Origin of the sequence: Afipia carboxidovorans OM5, from assembly GCF_000218565.1 — a bacterium.
GTDB lineage: Bacteria > Pseudomonadota > Alphaproteobacteria > Rhizobiales > Xanthobacteraceae > Afipia > Afipia carboxidovorans.
This window is the reverse complement of sequence record NC_015684.1, coordinates 1951992-1968382: the sequence shown is the minus strand read 5'-3', so window position 1 is coordinate 1968382 and position 16391 is coordinate 1951992. Positions and strand designations below refer to the sequence as shown.

The 16391-nt window shown below is 62.9% G+C and carries 12 protein-coding genes and 1 tRNA gene; 5 read left to right on the top strand and 8 right to left on the bottom strand.

Going from position 1 to position 16391, the window contains the following annotated elements; all coding sequences use genetic code 11:
• Positions 1 to 222: 222 nt before the first annotated feature.
• The gene (recG, locus tag OCA5_RS09175) at positions 223 to 2337 is read left to right on the top strand and encodes an ATP-dependent DNA helicase RecG (protein ID WP_012563353.1); all 2115 of its coding nucleotides are present in this window, start codon (positions 223 to 225) and stop codon (positions 2335 to 2337) included.
• A 6-nt stretch (positions 2338 to 2343) separates the two neighbouring features.
• On the opposite strand, the gene OCA5_RS09170 is transcribed toward recG, so the two are convergent.
• The 4 genes from OCA5_RS09170 to glmU all read right to left on the bottom strand — a co-directional run bounded on the left by OCA5_RS09170 (position 2344) and on the right by glmU (position 6898).
• Positions 2344 to 2703: a hypothetical protein gene (locus OCA5_RS09170; RefSeq protein WP_012563354.1), complete on the bottom strand. Its 360-nt coding sequence runs from the start codon at positions 2701 to 2703 to the stop codon at positions 2344 to 2346.
• Entirely contained in the window at positions 2704 to 3471 is a 768-nt protein-coding gene (locus OCA5_RS09165) for a DUF502 domain-containing protein (RefSeq protein ID WP_012563355.1), read from the bottom strand.
• A gap of 106 nt (positions 3472 to 3577) precedes the next feature.
• Positions 3578 to 5404, bottom strand: coding sequence for a glutamine--fructose-6-phosphate transaminase (isomerizing) (glmS, locus tag OCA5_RS09160; RefSeq protein ID WP_012563356.1), 1827 nt, complete (start codon positions 5402 to 5404; stop codon positions 3578 to 3580).
• 138 nt (positions 5405 to 5542) lie between these two features.
• Positions 5543 to 6898 carry a bifunctional UDP-N-acetylglucosamine diphosphorylase/glucosamine-1-phosphate N-acetyltransferase GlmU gene (glmU, locus tag OCA5_RS09155; protein ID WP_012563357.1) on the bottom strand — a complete coding sequence of 452 codons (1356 nt, stop codon included), beginning with the start codon at positions 6896 to 6898 and terminating at the stop codon, positions 5543 to 5545.
• A gap of 190 nt (positions 6899 to 7088) precedes the next feature.
• Between glmU and OCA5_RS09150 the strand changes: the two genes are divergently transcribed.
• Together OCA5_RS09150 and OCA5_RS09145 are read left to right on the top strand one after the other, a co-directional pair.
• Positions 7089 to 8246 (top strand): hypothetical protein, encoded by a 1158-nt coding sequence (locus OCA5_RS09150; RefSeq protein WP_012563358.1) that lies wholly within the window; start codon positions 7089 to 7091, stop codon positions 8244 to 8246.
• A 73-nt stretch (positions 8247 to 8319) separates the two neighbouring features.
• Positions 8320 to 8775, top strand: a complete 456-nt coding sequence (locus OCA5_RS09145) for a hypothetical protein (RefSeq protein WP_013913076.1) — start codon at positions 8320 to 8322, stop codon at positions 8773 to 8775.
• Here OCA5_RS09145 and OCA5_RS09140 read toward each other — a convergent pair.
• Positions 8723 to 10351, bottom strand: coding sequence for a glycoside hydrolase family 17 protein (locus OCA5_RS09140; RefSeq protein WP_012563359.1), 1629 nt, complete (start codon positions 10349 to 10351; stop codon positions 8723 to 8725). The two genes, OCA5_RS09145 and OCA5_RS09140, sit on opposite strands and share 53 nt — an antisense overlap.
• 277 nt (positions 10352 to 10628) lie before the next feature.
• Between OCA5_RS09140 and OCA5_RS09135 the strand changes: the two genes are divergently transcribed.
• Together OCA5_RS09135 and OCA5_RS09130 are read left to right on the top strand one after the other, a co-directional pair.
• Complete coding sequence (locus tag OCA5_RS09135; RefSeq protein WP_012563360.1) at positions 10629 to 11171, top strand: hypothetical protein; 543 nt, start codon at positions 10629 to 10631, stop codon at positions 11169 to 11171.
• Between the two features lie 175 nt (positions 11172 to 11346).
• Entirely contained in the window at positions 11347 to 14001 is a 2655-nt protein-coding gene (locus OCA5_RS09130) for a glycosyltransferase (protein ID WP_012563361.1), read from the top strand.
• 75 nt (positions 14002 to 14076) lie between these two features.
• Here OCA5_RS09130 and OCA5_RS09125 read toward each other — a convergent pair whose 3' ends face one another.
• The 3 genes from OCA5_RS09125 to OCA5_RS09115 form a co-directional block, all read right to left on the bottom strand.
• Entirely contained in the window at positions 14077 to 14346 is a 270-nt protein-coding gene (locus OCA5_RS09125; RefSeq protein WP_012563362.1) for a hypothetical protein, read from the bottom strand.
• Positions 14347 to 14632: 286 nt separating this feature from the next.
• Positions 14633 to 14708, bottom strand: a tRNA-Lys gene (locus OCA5_RS09120).
• A gap of 140 nt (positions 14709 to 14848) precedes the next feature.
• Positions 14849 to 16264 carry a methyl-accepting chemotaxis protein gene (locus tag OCA5_RS09115; RefSeq protein ID WP_012563363.1) on the bottom strand — a complete coding sequence of 472 codons (1416 nt, stop codon included), beginning with the start codon at positions 16262 to 16264 and terminating at the stop codon, positions 14849 to 14851.
• Between the last annotated feature and the right edge of the window lie 127 nt (positions 16265 to 16391).

The following is a 16391-nucleotide window of genomic DNA, read 5'->3' as shown; positions in this document are numbered from 1 at the left end:
GATGCGACCAAATGTCAGCACTCTTCGCGGCTCTCGTTGGGAAGAAGGAATGGGCGTTTTGTCATTGGGAGGAGTACCGGGATCGGCGCCCCACGCGGTCGGCACAGGCTCTCGCGACGGAGCAATCCGGCCAATCCTGCTGTATAGAAGGAACTGGATTGCTTCGCTTCGCTCGCAATGACGAAAAGAGCAGTCGATCGAAATCACCAATGCCGGGTTTTGATGCGCCCTCCGATCCTCAATCCTCTGTTTGCGCCGATCACAAGCCTTCCGGGGGTCGGGCCGAAGCAGGACAAGCTGTTCCGCTATCTGCTCGACCGCAGCGAGACGCCGCGCATCGTCGATCTGTTGTTGCACCTGCCCTCGAACGTGATCGACCGCCGCGCGCAACCGAAAATCCGCGACGCCACTCCCGGTACGGTAGTCACGCTGAAAGTGACAGTGGATCGCCATCGCCCGGCTCCGCCCGGCCGCTCGCGTGCGCCCTATACGATCTATGCGAGCGACGAGACCGGCACGGTGATGCTGACCTATTTCCGTCCGCAGGGCGGCTATCTCGACAAGCTGCTGCCGGTCGGCGAGGTGCGCTACGTCTCCGGCACCGCGCAGATGTTCGACGGCATGCTGCAGATGGTGCATCCCGAGCGCGTGGTCGATGAAGAAGGCTTTGCAAAGCTCTCCGGCATCGATCCGGTCTATCCGCTCACTGAGGGGCTTGCGATCGGCTCGATGCGGCGGGCGATGGCACAGGCGCTGACGAAGCTGCCGCAACTGCCGGAATGGATCGGCCCGGAGGTGGTACGCCGCTGCAGCTTCCCCGGTTTTGCGACAGCGCTTCACCACCTGCACCAGCCCGACGAGATCACCGACATTCTTCCGTCCGGGCCATTCTGGTCGCGGTTGGCTTATGACGAGCTGCTCGCCAATCAACTTGCGCTGGCGTTGGTGCGCGCGCAACTGCGTCGCCCCGCTGGCACGCGCCACGCGGGCGACGGGCATTTGCGGCGAAAGATCATCGATGCTCTTCCTTACGCGCTTACATCCTCACAACAGGAGGCGGTGCGCGCTATCGCCGAAGACCTCGGCAAGCCGCTTCGCATGTTGCGGCTCCTGCAAGGCGATGTCGGCTCCGGCAAGACGGTGGTGGCGTTACTTGCCGCCGCGGCCGTCGCCGAAGAAGGCCGCCAGTCCGCGCTGATGGCACCAACGGAAATTCTTGCGCGCCAGCATATCGCGACCATCGCGCCGCTTGCGGAGCGCGCGGGCCTTCGCGTCGCGATCCTCACCGGCCGTGACAAGGGCAAGGATCGCCGCGACATTCTCGAACAGTTGGCAAACGGAGAGATCGACCTGCTCGTTGGCACGCATGCGTTGATCCAGGATGAAGTGATTTTCAAATCGCTCGCGCTTGCGATTGTCGACGAGCAGCATCGCTTTGGCGTGCGCGAACGCCTGCTGTTGACCGATAAGGGCGAGGCCGTTGACATGCTGGTTCTGAGCGCGACGCCGATCCCGCGCACGCTGGTCATGACCTATTTCGGCGACATGGATATCTCGGAACTGCGCGAGAAACCCGCCGGGCGGCAACCGATCGATACTCGCGTCGTGCCAGTGAGCCGCCTCGGCGAGATCATCGAGGCCCTCGGGCGCGCGCTGAAGGCAGGCAAGCGCGTCTACTGGATCTGCCCGCTGGTCGAGGAATCCGATAACGGGCTCGGCACAGATATGGGCCTTATCGATGCCACCCAGCGCTTCGAGAGTCTTCAGAAGACATTTGGCGATGTCGTCGGCCTCGTCCACGGCAAGATGAAGCCGAAGGAGAAGGACGCAGCGATGGCGCGCTTCGCCGCCGGCGAGACGCAGCTTTTGGTCGCCACCACGGTCGTCGAAGTCGGTGTCGATGTGCCGGAAGCAACGATCATGGTGATCGAGAACGCCGAGCGTTTCGGCCTGTCGCAACTTCATCAGTTACGCGGACGTGTCGGGCGTGGGCGCGAAGCATCGACCTGCATCCTGCTTTACCGCGAGCCGGCCGGCGAAACCGCAACAGCGCGGCTGCGCGTCATTCGCGAAACGACCGATGGTTTTCGCATCGCGGAGGAGGATCTGCGCCTGCGCGGCGAAGGCGACGTGCTCGGCACTCGCCAGAGCGGTCTGCCCGGATTCCGCATCGCGCGGCCGGAGATTCACGGCAGCCTGGTCGCGCAAGCCCGAGACGAGGCGCTGCGGATTTTGCAGGACGATCCAAAGCTTGCCGGAGAACGTAGCGAGGCGCTGCGCTGCCTGCTCTATCTGTTCGAACGCGATGAAGCGATCCCGTTGATCGGCGCGGGATAATCTTCCCTACGCTGCAAATCGCGCGAACAGAACGCGACCTGCCGTCCACAGCGTGCTCGGGATCGTCGGCGTGCCGATGAAGCTCATGGTGAGGACGCCGACAATGATGTTGCCGATCCACCATATCCGCTCGCGCGTCTGGAAGCCGAGCGCGGAGCACGCGATGTTGATGACGAACGCAGTGTAGGCCACGATCACTGACAACCCAGCATCGCCGTAGCCCGCAATTCGAAGTTCAGTCACGACCGTAACGACAACACTGACAAGAACAATCACCCAGATGAGCCGCGGCGTGGTGCTGATTGCGTTCTTCTGCTCCGGCTTCTCGCTGCGAGATACCGCCGTCGTTTTGTCCGTGCGAGGCAACTACTCGACCTTCGCCGGGCTTGAAGCAGGTGTCGCATTCGCAGCGTTTGCCGCCTTCATCACCTCACCGAGCGCAGCCGCCCTCCGGTTGGCATCGCCACCCGGCTGCACCACACCCGCCGACATGATGAGCGTCGCCGCATCCTCGGCGCTGATGTCGATCTCGATCACCCGGCTCTTCGGCACATAGAAGAAGAAGCCGGTTGTCGGGTTCGGTGCGCATGGCAGGAACACCGCGACGTGCTCCTCTTCACCCGGCAGGCTTGACGACATCTGCTCGTTCGGTGCGTGCGAGATCAGCACCACAGACCACATGCCGGGCTGCGGAAACTCGACGAGGCCCACTTTACGCAGGCCCGAGCCGTTGCTGGAAAAGATCGTCTCGAACACCTGCTTGAGGCCGCGATAGATCGCGCGCACCACCGGCATGTGGCCGAGAATGGTTTCGCCGAGCGCAACGAGTTGGCGGCCGATCAGGTTTGCCGTGAGAAAACCAAGCAAGGTGAGCGCGAACACCGCGACGATCAGGCCCGAACCCGGAATGCCCCACGGCAGATAGGTCTCGGGGCGATACGCGGCCGGCACGAACGGGCGGACCATGTTGTCCACCCAGGTGATGAACCACCACGTCAGATAGAAGGTGATCGCGATCGGACCAGCGACGATCAAACCCGTCAGAAAATAGTTACGCAGCCGCGCCATCACTCCGCGCGGGGCATCCGGATTGGTAATCAGATCGTCCGGAAGCTTCGGTGTATTCTGTGCCATGATCTATCCGTATCGCCCCAAGCGCGCGGCATGCAAGGGTTTGCCGCCGGAAAGCGTCCGCGACCATGGTCGCAAGGCCCTTCCCTAGCCTGCCTGCGTCAGTTTGTCATTCGACCGTGACGGATTTGGCAAGGTTCCGCGGCTGATCGACGTCGGTGCCCATAATGACTGCTGTGTGATAGGCAAGAAGCTGCACGGGAACGGCATAGACGAGTGGTGTCACCGTGGCCGGCATATCGGGCAGGACGATGGTTTCGAGCGATTCGACCGTTGCTTCGCGCGCGCCATGCGCATCCGTCATCAGCACGATGCGGCCGCCGCGCGCCGCGACCTCCTGCATGTTGGAAACCGTCTTCTCGAACACGCGGTCGTAAGGCGCGATCACCACCACGGGCATTGTCTCGTCGATCAACGCGATCGGGCCGTGCTTCAGTTCGCCGGCGGCATAGCCCTCGGCGTGAATATAGGAAATTTCTTTCAGCTTCAGTGCACCTTCGAGCGCGAGCGGATAGCTCGTGCCGCGACCGAGATAGAGCACGTCGCGCGACTTCGCGATATCGCGCGCGAGCTTTTCGATCTGCGGCTCGAGCGCGAGCGCGGCGCTCATCAGGCGCGGCACCTCAACGAGTGCCTGCACGAGTTTCGTCTCGTCCTCGTCGCTCAATTCGCCACGCGCCTTGCCGGCGGCAATGGCGATGGCCGCGAGCACCATCAACTGACAAGTGAATGCCTTGGTGGAGGCAACGCCGATCTCAGGACCCGCCAGCGTCGGCAATACAGTTTCGCTCTCACGCGCGATGGTCGACGTGGTGACGTTGACGACGGAGATTGTGTGCAGCCCCTGCGCCTTGGCGTAGCGCAGTGCGGCAAGCGTGTCGGCGGTCTCACCCGACTGCGAAATGAAGATCGCAAGGTCGCCCTTGCGCAGCGGCGCTTCGCGGTAGCGGAATTCTGACGCCACATCGATTTCGACCGGCAGCCGCGCAAAGCGCTCGAACCAGTATTTGGCAACGAAGCCCGCATAGCTCGCGGTGCCGCAAGCGGTGATGGAGACGCGGCCGATCTTGGAGAAATCAAACGGCAGTTCGGCGGGCAGTGCGACCTGATCGGTCGCCATATTGACGTAGCGCGCGAGCGTGTGACCCACGACCTCGGGCTGTTCGTGGATTTCCTTCGCCATGAAGTGGCGGTAGTTCGCCTTGTCGACCATGAAGGTCGAGGCGCCGGACTTCAGCACCTCGCGGGTGACCGGCGCATTCGCTTCGTTGAAGATGGTCGCGCGCTCACGCGTCAGCACCACCCAGTCGCCGTCTTCCAGATAGCTGATGTCGTCGGTGAACGGCGCAAGCGCGATCGCGTCGGAGCCGAGATACATCTCGCCATCACCATAACCGATCGCGAGCGGCGAGCCCTTGCGTGCACCGATCATCAGATCGTCCTCACCCTCGAACACGAAGGCGAGCGCGAACGCACCGCGCAGTCGCGGCAGCGCTTCCTTCACCGCGTCCTGCGGCGTGAAGCCTTTTGCGAGATAGGAATTAACGAGATGCGCAACGACTTCGGTGTCGGTCTCGCTGTCGAATTTCGCACCTTCACGCTCAAGCGCGGCACGCAGCTCGCGATAATTCTCGATAATGCCGTTATGGACGACGGCGACGTTGCCGCTCGCATGCGGATGCGCGTTGTTTTCCGTCGGCTTGCCATGCGTGGCCCAGCGGGTATGGCCGATGCCGACGCGGCCGAGCAGCGGCGAGGCTTTCAGCCGGGACTCGAGATTCCGGAGCTTGCCCTCGGCGCGGCGACGCTCGATATGCGAGCCTTCCAGCGTGGCGACGCCTGCGGAATCATAACCGCGATATTCCAGCCGCTTCAACGCATCCACCAGAAGGTCCGCCACCGGCTGGCGACCCAGAATTCCGACAATGCCGCACATGCGGTTTATGCCTCTCAACGATCAATAAAGTGGAAATCTCATAGCCAAGTATCGCACGAACCGCGGCTCAAGAATTGTTGCGGATTCGCACATCGCATTCATGCTTAACGCCCATTGACGCAGGACGGCGGCCGGGCGTCACGTCTTGGGCTTCTTCATCTCGGCCTTGCGCTCGCGGTAACGTTTGGCCCAACCTGGCCGCGTCACCTGCTCGTTGCGCTCGACCACCAGCGCATCTTCCGGCACCTCGCGAGTGATGACGGAGCCGGAGCCGATATAGGAGCCTGCGCCGATCTTCACCGGCGCGACCAGCGAGGAGTTCGAGCCGACGAACGCGCCCGCTCCCACCTCTGTGCGGTGTTTGTCGAAGCCGTCATAGTTGCACATGATTGTGCCCGCACCGATGTTGGCGTTGGTGCCGACATGGGCGTCGCCGACATAAGAGAGGTGATTGACCTTCACGCCGCTCTCGAGCACGGCGGCCTTGGTCTCCACGAAATTGCCGATTCGCACGCCCTCGCCGAGCGAGGTGCCGGGACGGATGCGCGCGTAGGGTCCGATCGAAACCTTCTTGCCGATCGACGATTGCGTCACATGGGAGAACGAGTGGATCACCGCGCCGTCGTCGATGCTGACGCCGGGGCCGATCACCACGAACGGTTCGATCACCACATCGCGGCCGAAGGTCGTGTCGGCAGAGAGAAACACCGTCTCCGGTGCAACCAGCGTGACGCCCGCCTCCATCGCCTGCCGCCGCAACCGTGCCTGCATCACGGTTTCGGCTTCGGCCAGTTGAGCCTTGGTGTTGATGCCGCGCACTTCATCCTCATCGGTTTCGATAACGGCCGCGCGCAATCCCATCTCGCGCGCAATGCCGATTGCATCCGTCAGATAGTACTCGCCCTTGCTGTTGGCATTGCCGATCCGCTCAAGAATCGTGAGTGCGGACTTGCCCGCGAACGCCATCATGCCCGCGTTGCAGAGATCGACCTTGCGTTCAGCCTCGCTCGCATCGGCCTGCTCACGAATGGCAATGAGCTCATTGCCCTGCACCAGCAGTCGCCCGTAGCCGGCCGGGTCCTTGGCACGGAAGCCGAGCACCACGATGGCCACATCACCTGTAAGCGCGGCCTGCAAACGCGCGAATGTCTCGGCCGTCACGAGCGGGGTATCGCCAAACACGACCAGAAGATCATCAGCGCCGCCGGCGATCGCCTCTCGCGCGGCCAGCACCGCATGGGCGGTCCCCTTGCGCTCGCTCTGGACAAACATCTGAGCCTCCGGGCGCAGCTTGCGCGCCTCGTCGGCGACCGCCTGATGATCCGGCCCGACCACAACCGCAAGACGATCTTGCTTGCCTGCGGGTGCGGCGAGCAGCACATTGGCGAGCAGAGACCGGCCCGCAACCTCATGCAGGACCTTCGGCCGCGAGGAGCGCATCCGCGTTCCCTCGCCGGCGGCAAGGACAAGGGTGAGGCTCGATCGGTCGGTCATGGGCTCTGGCTCGCGAAGGGGGCGCCGGCCGGATTCGGACGGACGCAAGTGCGGTTGTCATAAAGCCTTTCGGCACGGGAGGGAATCTGAAGGCAGCCCAAATCAGCCGAATCGAGGGCGATCGGCGCGATTACGGCGTTTCTGTTAAAGTTATGAGGGTGATTCGGGGGAATCGGGGGCTCACCTAGGCATGCGGAAGGACCGCGCGAGGCTCGACCAGATCGACGAGGACGCCCGTTCAGGCGGCCTGCTGTCGCGCCTTTTTGCGGAGGAGGACGAGCACGACCGCGGGGCCTTCTGGCGGCTCGGCTCCTGGGGCGCGGCAACTGTCGGTGCCGTCGCGGCGGCGATGCTCGTGGCCCATTACTCAAGCGGCGTGCAGCGCGACCGGCAGGCGTTTGCTGAGATGACCCGCGAAAACCAGCAATTGCAGGTCGTCGAGAAGGAAGTGCGGATCGAGAACCGTCGCCTCTCGGCTGCGGTCGAGACGCTGAACACTGACCGCGACCGCCTGTTTGCGCGGGTGACGAGTGTCGAACAAAATCTGGAGTCCATTACCGGCGCGCTGGCGAAGCCTTCCGCAGCTGCCTCCCACGCCTGGCCGAAAACAGCCGTGCCATTCTTTCAGACACCTCCCATCGCAAACCCGGTTCCCGTGCTTGCGAGTGCGCCACCAGTGAAGCCGGCCGCACCGCCATCATCTCAAGCACCCCCCGCGGTGGATCTGCCGACCCTGCCGGTGAAGAAGGTTACGCCTGCGCCGGAGCCTGAGACTCATCATTCTCCACCACAGGCGGCTACATCCCATGCGCCATCGCACGAGGCCGCACCGGAAACGGTCGCGGCCCTTGCGCCACCCGCCGAGGCTGCCGCAAGCGAAGAGCCGGTCCAGGAAAAAACAGTTCGCCCGACCGAGTTCGGTGTCGATCTCGGCTCGGCCAATTCGGTTGAGGGGCTGCGCGCGGTATGGCGTGGCGCCTTGAAGCGGGGGCCGGATCTCGTCGGCGCGCTGCAGCCCTTGATCGTGGTTCGCGAGGGTCACAACGGACTCGGGATGCGACTTCACCTCGTAGCGGGCCCGTTGAACGACGCGGCCGCCGCGGCAAAGCTCTGCGCCGCCGTGCTGGCTCACCGCCATCGCTGCGAAACCGCGCTGTTCGACGGCCAGCGTCTCGCACTCGAATCGCCGCTCGGCGCCAAGGTTTCGCAGGAGAAACCCCGCCGGCAGGCTCGCAGCCGCACTGAAAAGCGAGTAGAAGAACCGGCACCGCAACCGCAGCCGGCACAGGCTCCGCCACCCGCCGAGGAACCTCCGAGCCGCGGTCTCTCCTCGCTGTTCGGCCGCTGACCGGAGCGCGGCTCCGCCGGTCAAGAAATCGCCAGACCCGTTTGTCAGAAGAGTTCAGTTTCTCAGGAAGACCATGGCAGATACCCCTCCCTCAGACAGGCCTGCGACCGAGCCTCGCCCGACCGGTGACCCGGCTCAGCTTCGCGAAGACAGGAAGCGTCCGTTCCGCCCGAGTGCGGTGCAGGTCCAGTGGCTTCTGGTCGTTGGTTTCTGCAGCGTCGGCTATGCGCTCTACCTGCGCTATTTCGCGATCGAATATTCGACGACGGCCCTCGCCTGTGACGGCGGCCTGCAGACAATGCTCTGCAAGACCCGGAGTCTAATGACCTATCTGTTCAAGAACAATGTGTTCGGCCTGACCGCGCTGATCATCGCGGTACTGCACGTCATCCGCCCGTCGATGGTCACCCTCACCGCCGGACTGGTCGCCGCGGGGTTCGGTATCGTACTCTACAATATTGGATTATCAGGCGTCGCTATCGCTTTGATGGTCTTGGGTTTTGCGCGACCCGCGCCAGCGACAGCGTGAACGCGAGCGCCAGATAGGCACCGCACGTCCACAGCGACTGCCAGTTCGCTGAGCCTTCATTGAAGCCGATATAGACCACGCAGAGCGTCAGCATCACGGCAAAGGCCGTCTCTGCGACCGGGCGCCGCCCGTTGAGCGTCGGGCCGTTCAGCAGCATCAAAAATAGCGCGGGCACGGCCGCAATCGTCAGCGCAGCAAACTGGAAGTCGCGGTAACGGGGGTCGAAGACGAAGCCAAGCGCCGTCTCGGTCGCGAACACCACCACGACGATAAGCGCCAGCCCGAGCGCGCGCATGACCTTGGAATCGGTGCGCGCCTCCGGCGGACCCATCATCTGAACGAAGGTCGGCAGGCAGCGCCCCGTCACGGCCGCCATTGCGGCGAACACCGTGACCGCCAGAGCTCCCGCGAGCAGGCCGCCGTTTGCGATCCAACCGCCGGTACCAAAACTTTCGATCTGGACCTTTTCGACGCCCCACCCCGCAAGTACGCCGCCGACGGTGGCGCCGACAGCCACCACGAACCAAGCCGCCCAGCGCGGCGGCCAGGGCCTGCGGCGCGAGGCCATCATGGCAGCCGCATAGACGAGGACGCAGAAGCCAAGACCTCCGCCCATCTGCCAACGCCACATCGGATGGTTGGTGATCGTCTCGCCCGTCGCGTATTTGGCCTGCCGCGGTTCACTGCCGAACAGCCCCCAATAGCCGCCGACAGTGCCCTCGAGCTGGCGCTTCCACGGCTGGTCGTAAGCCTCGATCAGGTTGACGCGAAACTTCTCGCTCCGCGCCAAAGCCAGAATCTGCGACACCACCATCGCCTGATTGGCAAGCGAGGGCAGCGCGCCGTCGCGCATCCGGCCCGCGCTCGGCCAGCCGGTTTCGCCGATCAGGATTTCCTTATTCGGAAACGCGACCGCGACGCGCTTGCGGATCTGGTCGACGTGCCCCGCCGCATATTTCGCCCGTACCGGGAAGTCCTCCCAGTACGGCAGAATATGGATGGTGACGAAATCGACCGCGGGCGCGAGCTCCCGATTGCGCAGCCAGAATTCCCAGACGTCCGCATAGGTCACCGGCGTCGTCTCGGCACGGGATTTGACGTAGCGAATCGTCGTCAGCAAATCGGCGGCCGTCATCTCGCCGCGCAGCAACACCTCATTGCCGACAACGAGCGCCTCGATCGTCGCGGGATAGCGCTTGGCGAGCGCGACGGCGGTATCGATCTGGATGCTGTTCTTGAACCGGTTGCTGCCGAGCCAGATGCCCTGAATGACCTTGAGGCCGACCTTTGCTGCCTCGCCCGGCACTTGGTCGAGGCCGCTGTCGATCGAATAGGTGCGAATGCAGTCGGTGATTTTCGCGAGCTGGGCGAGGTCCTGCGCGATCTGCTGCACCGGCACATGGAGCGAGGGTTCGAGCGGGCTCTGTGCGCCGCGGAACGGGGTGTAGGAGACGCATTCGAGCTTATGCGCGGGGTCGAGCGGCGCGCGCGCCTGCGGCACCGGCTGTCCGAGCCAGGTCCAGGTCCCGGCGATCACGCAAAGCGAGAGGACCAGGAATGCTAGCGGCGTTCGCAACGAAATGTGTTCTTCCTCCGAGAATGTCGATTAGCCGCTCGGCCCCCCGCTGCCAAGGCCTCGCGGTCTTTGCCCACCAACTTTGGTGACATTCCAGCCTTGCCTGCGTCTCCTGCGCGACGTGCTGGACAAAATCATGATTGTGCTTCATGGGATTCTGGCGCGCAAAAATGGGGTGTGCCGCATTGGAGGCTCATTTGCACGTCAACAGAAGGCCTGCCTTCAAGACCTGCCTTCAGCACAAAGGCCCGCGCGAACGGGCTCGATCGGGGAAACCATGGGTTATTCTGCTCTCCTGACAAAGACGCTGTTTCATGGCGCAACTGCGGCGGCACTCGTTCTGACCGCCAGCCTCGGTGTCGCATCTGCCCAAACCAACGAAAAACAGCAGGATCAGAACAAGGCGCCCCCGGCGGCCGCGCAGCAGCAGGACAATCGCGACGCGCAGAAGCGGGCCGATGAATTCGCCGAAGCCGCCAAGGCCATTAATGGCCCGGCCGGCAACCCGGAATGCGTCTGGCTCGGCCGGCGCGTCGTCAACCTGATGTGGCGCGACGATCTCGACACCGCCTTCCGCCACCTCGATCTCTATGATCGTTTCGGCTGCCCCGGCGGGCATGTGCAGGCGACGTTCCGCTGCCTCGTCCGGTTCAGTGCGACCATCGACAACAAGGTTGCCGACACACTGAACACCCGGATTCAGGCTTGCTGGATCAACCCGGGCGCACAGCCGCAGAACAGTAATTTCCCGCCGCCGGCTCCTCCGCCTGCGGCCACACCTGCCCCTGCTCCGGCACAGCCGCCCGCGCAGCAAAAATAAGCTGAAAAAGGACGCGCGGATCGTCATCCGATGTCCGCGCGCGCCCTGAAAACGCCACGGCGCCATACCAGATGTAAAGCGCCTCGACTAAAAGCATGATGGAATAGATTCTCGTGTTTACGATGGCCGGACGGAGTGATCCGGTGCATTGTCACGTCGGTCCCCTGGGGGTGAGATGCGCGCGGTCATCGCCGTTCTGATCTGTGTAGCTGCGGCCCATGCCGCGCTCTGGGGCGTTCTCGAACGGAAGGAGACCGCACCCGACTTCCGCGGCCTGTTGCCGAGCGTTTCCTACGCGCCGTTTGAGGGTTCGGCCCATCCCGACGTCGACAACATCCCGACCGTCGAGAAAATCAGGGACGACCTCAGGAAGCTCTCCAAGCTCACCAAAGCGATCCGTCTCTACTCCTCGACCGGAGGCGTGGAGCTGGTTCCACCGATCGCCAACGAGTTCGGCCTCAAGGTCACGGTCGGCGCCTGGCTTGACAAGAACGTCGACCGCAACGAGCGCGAGATCGCCGCTGCCGTAGATCTCGCCAAGCACAATCCCAACGTCATCGGCATCGTCGTCGGCAACGAAACGCTCTACCGCGACGACCTGAAAATTGACGAGCTGATCGAGTACGTCCAGCGTGTAAAGCGGCAGGTCAATCTTCCCGTCACGACAGGCGAAATCTGGAGCATATGGCGCGACGAGCCGAAGCTATCCTCGTCCGTCGATTTCATCGCCGCGCACATCCTGCCTTACTGGAACAACATTCCCGCCCACGCTGCCGTCGACTACGCCATGACGATCTCCAAGCTGCTGCGGGACAATTTCCCCGGCAAGCGCGTCGTGGTCGCGGAGTTCGGCTGGCCGAGCCAGGGCTACAACCTGCAACTCGCCGAGCCCGGCCCGTTCGAGCAGGCTTCGATCCTGCGGGACTTCGTGACGCGCGCCGAGTCGATCGGGCTCGACTACAACATCGTCGAAGCCATCGACCAGCCATGGAAGTTTTTCGAAGGTGGTGTCGGCCCTTACTGGGGCGTTCTCAATGCATCGCGTGAACCGAAATTCTCATGGACCGGCGCGATCGTCGACCCCGACTACTGGAAGATCGCCTCGATCGCGGTGCTGATCGGCATCCTGATGTCGTTGCCGATCTTCCGCCTGGTGCAACCGACCATCCCGCAGACCTTTGTCCTGACGGTTGCCGCAAACGGCGTGGGCGCATGGTTTGCGACCGTATTCGCCTACTGGAACACGCATTACTTCGTCTTCGGCTCGGCCCTCGCGCTGACGCTCGGCATGATCCTTCTGGTGCCGCTTGTCCTCATCGCCATGGCACGTATCGAGGAAATCGCCACGGTGGCCTTCGGGCGGCGTCCGCAGCGCCTGATCGACAAACCACTCCCTGCCCCCGCCGACGGCAAATTCCCGAAAGTGTCGATCCACATCCCGGCCTATTTCGAGCCGCCGGAGATGCTGAAACAGACGCTCGATGCCGTCGCCCGGCTCGACTACCCGAACTTCGAGTGCGTCGTCATCATCAACAACACGCCGGACCCGACGTTCTGGCAGCCGATCCAGGATCATTGCCGCACGCTCGGCGAGCGCTTCATCTTCATCAACGCCGAGAAGGTAATCGGCTTCAAAGCGGGCGCGTTGCGCATCGCCATGGCGCGCACCGCGCCCGACGCCGAGATCATCGGCATCATCGACGCCGACTATGTCGTCACGCCGAACTGGCTGAAGGACCTCGTCCCCGCCTTTTCCGATCCGCATGTCGGCCTTGTGCAGGCACCGCAGGATCATCGCGACGGCAACCAATCGCTGATGCATTACGCGATGAACGGCGAATATGCCGGCTTCTTCGACATCGGCATGGTCCAGCGTAACGAGCAGAACGCGATCATCGTTCATGGCACCATGTGCCTGATCCGCCGCGCGGCGATGGATATGGCGGGCGGCTGGGCCGGCGACACAATCTGCGAGGATACCGACCTCGGCCTCGCCATCATCGAGCGCGGCTGGACCACCCATTACACCAACACGCGCTACGGCTTTGGGCTGTTGCCCGACACTTATGAGGCGTTCCGCAAACAGCGGCACCGCTGGGCCTATGGCGGCTTCCAGATCGTCAAGAAGCATTGGCGGCGCTTCCTGCCGGGCGCGAGCCTCTTGTCACCGGCGCAGAAACGCGAGTTCACGCTCGGCTGGCTGAACTGGCTCGGTGCGGAAAGCATCGGCGTCGTGGTTGCGATCCTGAACCTGATCTGGGTGCCAGTGGTCTCGTTCGCCGACATCGCCATTCCCGACAAGATTCTCACGCTGCCGATCATTGCCAGTTTCGTGGTCTCGCTCGTGCATTTCGTCGCGCTCTATCGGCTGCGTGTGAAAATCAAGCTCGGCCAGTTGCTCGGCGCGATGATCGCGGCGATGTCGGTGCAGTGGACGGTATCGCGCGCTGTCGCGAACGGCCTGATTACAGAGCATCTGCCGTTCGCGCGCACCTCAAAGGGCGGCCTGTCGCGGATGTCGGTGGAATTCCAGGCGTTCTGGGAAGCAGTGATCGGCGCCCTGCTATTGGTAGGCGCGGCGGTGCTCGTTGCCTTCAATGTGAAGGAAGTGCGCGAGATCTACATCTTCGCCGGCGTGCTGGTACTGCAGAGCCTGCCGTTCCTCTCGGCGGTCGGCATCGCGATCCTGGAGAATTCGCGCGCGAACCAGTTCGGGTTCTGGAAGCAGTCTGCCATCCGCGCAGCCGAACTGATCGGCTTGCGCCGGGAGGCGATGCCGATGGTCACGGCCCCTGCCAGGGTTTCCACCGACACAGCACCGAATGCGTGACGGGCTGGAGCCGGTCACGTTCTTTGGAAAATTGAGGTTTGGGGTCTGACGACCGAGTGAGTTCGCTGCAGCGGATTATTCAGACCGCGGCGACTCGTCCTTGTCGCGAAGAGGATCAGCGGCATCGTCGTAGCCCATACGACTGCTGAAGAACATCAACGCCATCAGTCCGCAGCCGATCACCAGCGAAAACAGGGTGCCGAGGATCAGCGCGATCCAGCCGTGCTTGCCCATCGCGACATCGCCGCTGGCGTTCCAGACCGTAACGGCCCACACGCCCGAGACGATCAGCAAGGCCACCAAAACGGCAACCATCACCACTCTGCCTACGCTGAAGCCTTGCATTATTGATCCTGTTCCTGCGCTCGAAGCCCGTCATAACCGACAGATGAAGACCGTCGATGTTCCGTTGAAAAAGATAACTTTAATTTGCACCTTTTCGGTACCGGGCACAAGCCAACCCCAAGCTGCCGATCAGGGATCGGGAGGAAATGATCGGCCTGTGTTCGCGTTCCCCGGCCAGACATCTGCACGCATCGGCGCTTTTCTGAGCGCTCGGGGGCGGCGCGATGGCTTCCCTTAAACAGACAGCCAATACCCTGCGACCTAGATCGCTGCCAGCACATGCAAATGGTGAGCGCGGAGGGACTCGAACCCTCGACCCCATGATTAAAAGTCACGTGCTCTACCACCTGAGCTACGCGCTCACTCGTCGCGGTGTGTAGGGGGCGACACCCCACGGGTCAAGTCATGACGGGCCGGAAAAGGGCATCGGGGCCCCTTCCCTCAACGGCTTTTTCACCAGCGCGATCAACCCGCTAGACACCATCAAGCCATCCGGCCCCGATCAGGCCTGACGAAATCCGATCCGGAACATGCCCCAGCGGCGGCCACGAATATAGATCGGGGCCGAAACGTCCTTGAGCAACACGAACTGGCCGTTGCCCATGTCGCGCCGGTAGGTCTGCAGCAGGAACGGATCGTTGCTCGCCGTGGCCTTCTCGATGGCGCGGTCGGTGAAAAACCGCCGGTTCCGGCAATTGGCGGCGTTCCAGACCGGATCGTCCCCCTGCGGATGACTGTAATTCGGATTGTGGGTCGGCAGGTAGCCATCAGTGGCAAACGACACGCCGAAGATTACACGCGGATCGACCTTCAGCACCGGGTCCTGAATCGGCGGCAGGATATTGTCGGCCAGTTCGAGATAGGCGCTCGCATGCTGCGCTGGATTGGAGCCCGGAATCTCGCGGTAGCCCCGATCGAACATCTGCGCCTCGGTGATCTCACCGCGCGCGATCGCGGCCTCGAAGGCTTCGCCGACCTTTGCCGCGGCATCGACCGCGGCCGTGATGATGACCGTATCCGACGTCTCCACCCCGCTCTCGGCAATCGTCCTGATCAACGCCTCGGATGCGCCAAGCAGGCCCTCGACCCGATCATCGGCCAACTTCAGGTCGCTCGATGACAGATCGACGCCCTTGGCGAGGTCGCTCAACTCGGCCAGCACGACATCGCAATGCTCCATGTTGGCGGCCGCCGCCGTCGCGATCGCAGTGATGTCGCGCTCGACCGTCGCAAACCCTTCATGGACGCGATTGATCGTTCCCTGAATGTGGTTGGCGCCCTCGCCCGCCTGCCGCGCATAGCGCGTGGCGACGCCGCTATCCTCGATCAGGTGGCTCACTTCACCATCAAGGTTCTGCACGGTCTGGCCGATCTGCAGCGTCGCCTGCCGGGTTGCTTCCGCAAGGCTCTTCACCTCGTTGGCGACAACCGCAAAGCCGCGACCGGCATCGCCGGCGCGCGCTGCCTCGATGGTGGCATTGAGCGCCAGCAGGTTCGTCTGCTTGGCGATGTTCTCGATCGTGCCGGAGACTTTGCCAACCTGCGACAGCACCTGGCTGATGGCGCTCAGCCTGTCCTCGATCCGGCTGACGGCACTGACAAGATCAGTGATGTGCTGGACGGCTGTTGTGACCACATCGCGCGACTGCGTGATCTCGGCGGCGGCGTTAGCTGTGAACGACTGCACGGTGCGTGCTGCGCCATCGATGTTGCGATTCGCCGCGACCATCGTATCGGCGGTTTCTTGCAGATGACCGAACTGCTCGGACTGGCGCGAGACGCGGCTCGCGACGTCGTGCAGATTACCCAAAATATCGGCGAGCTCGACGCCGAGATTGCCGAGCCCGTTTCCAAGTTCGTCGACCAGCTTCTCCGGAGCGATCCGACTTTGTTCAACAAGCGGCAGCGAATGTGTCATCGCGGTTAGCCCATCAGGTCAATTGATCCTTGAAAAAAAGCAGCGCACGCGTAGCCGAATCGGCTGCGTAAAAACGCACATAAATTTTATGTTAGACGGAAACGGTAAACATCTACTTGGCGCAGAT

Excerpts from the sequence above, each read along its gene's own strand:
- OCA5_RS09135 (WP_012563360.1), top strand. The coding sequence starts at position 10,629 with ATGGGTTATTCTGCTCTCCTGACAAAGACGCTGTTTCATGGCGCAACT.
- OCA5_RS09145 (WP_013913076.1), top strand. The coding sequence starts at position 8,320 with ATGGCAGATACCCCTCCCTCAGACAGGCCTGCGACCGAGCCTCGCCCG.
- OCA5_RS09150 (WP_012563358.1), top strand. The coding sequence starts at position 7,089 with ATGCGGAAGGACCGCGCGAGGCTCGACCAGATCGACGAGGACGCCCGT.
- OCA5_RS09115 (WP_012563363.1), bottom strand. The coding sequence starts at position 16,264 with ATGACACATTCGCTGCCGCTTGTTGAACAAAGTCGGATCGCTCCGGAG.
- recG (WP_012563353.1), top strand. The coding sequence starts at position 223 with ATGCGCCCTCCGATCCTCAATCCTCTGTTTGCGCCGATCACAAGCCTT.
- OCA5_RS09130 (WP_012563361.1), top strand. The coding sequence starts at position 11,347 with ATGCGCGCGGTCATCGCCGTTCTGATCTGTGTAGCTGCGGCCCATGCC.
- OCA5_RS09125 (WP_012563362.1), bottom strand. The coding sequence starts at position 14,346 with ATGCAAGGCTTCAGCGTAGGCAGAGTGGTGATGGTTGCCGTTTTGGTG.
- OCA5_RS09165 (WP_012563355.1), bottom strand. The coding sequence starts at position 3,471 with ATGGCACAGAATACACCGAAGCTTCCGGACGATCTGATTACCAATCCG.
- glmS (WP_012563356.1), bottom strand. The coding sequence starts at position 5,404 with ATGTGCGGCATTGTCGGAATTCTGGGTCGCCAGCCGGTGGCGGACCTT.
- glmU (WP_012563357.1), bottom strand. The coding sequence starts at position 6,898 with ATGACCGACCGATCGAGCCTCACCCTTGTCCTTGCCGCCGGCGAGGGA.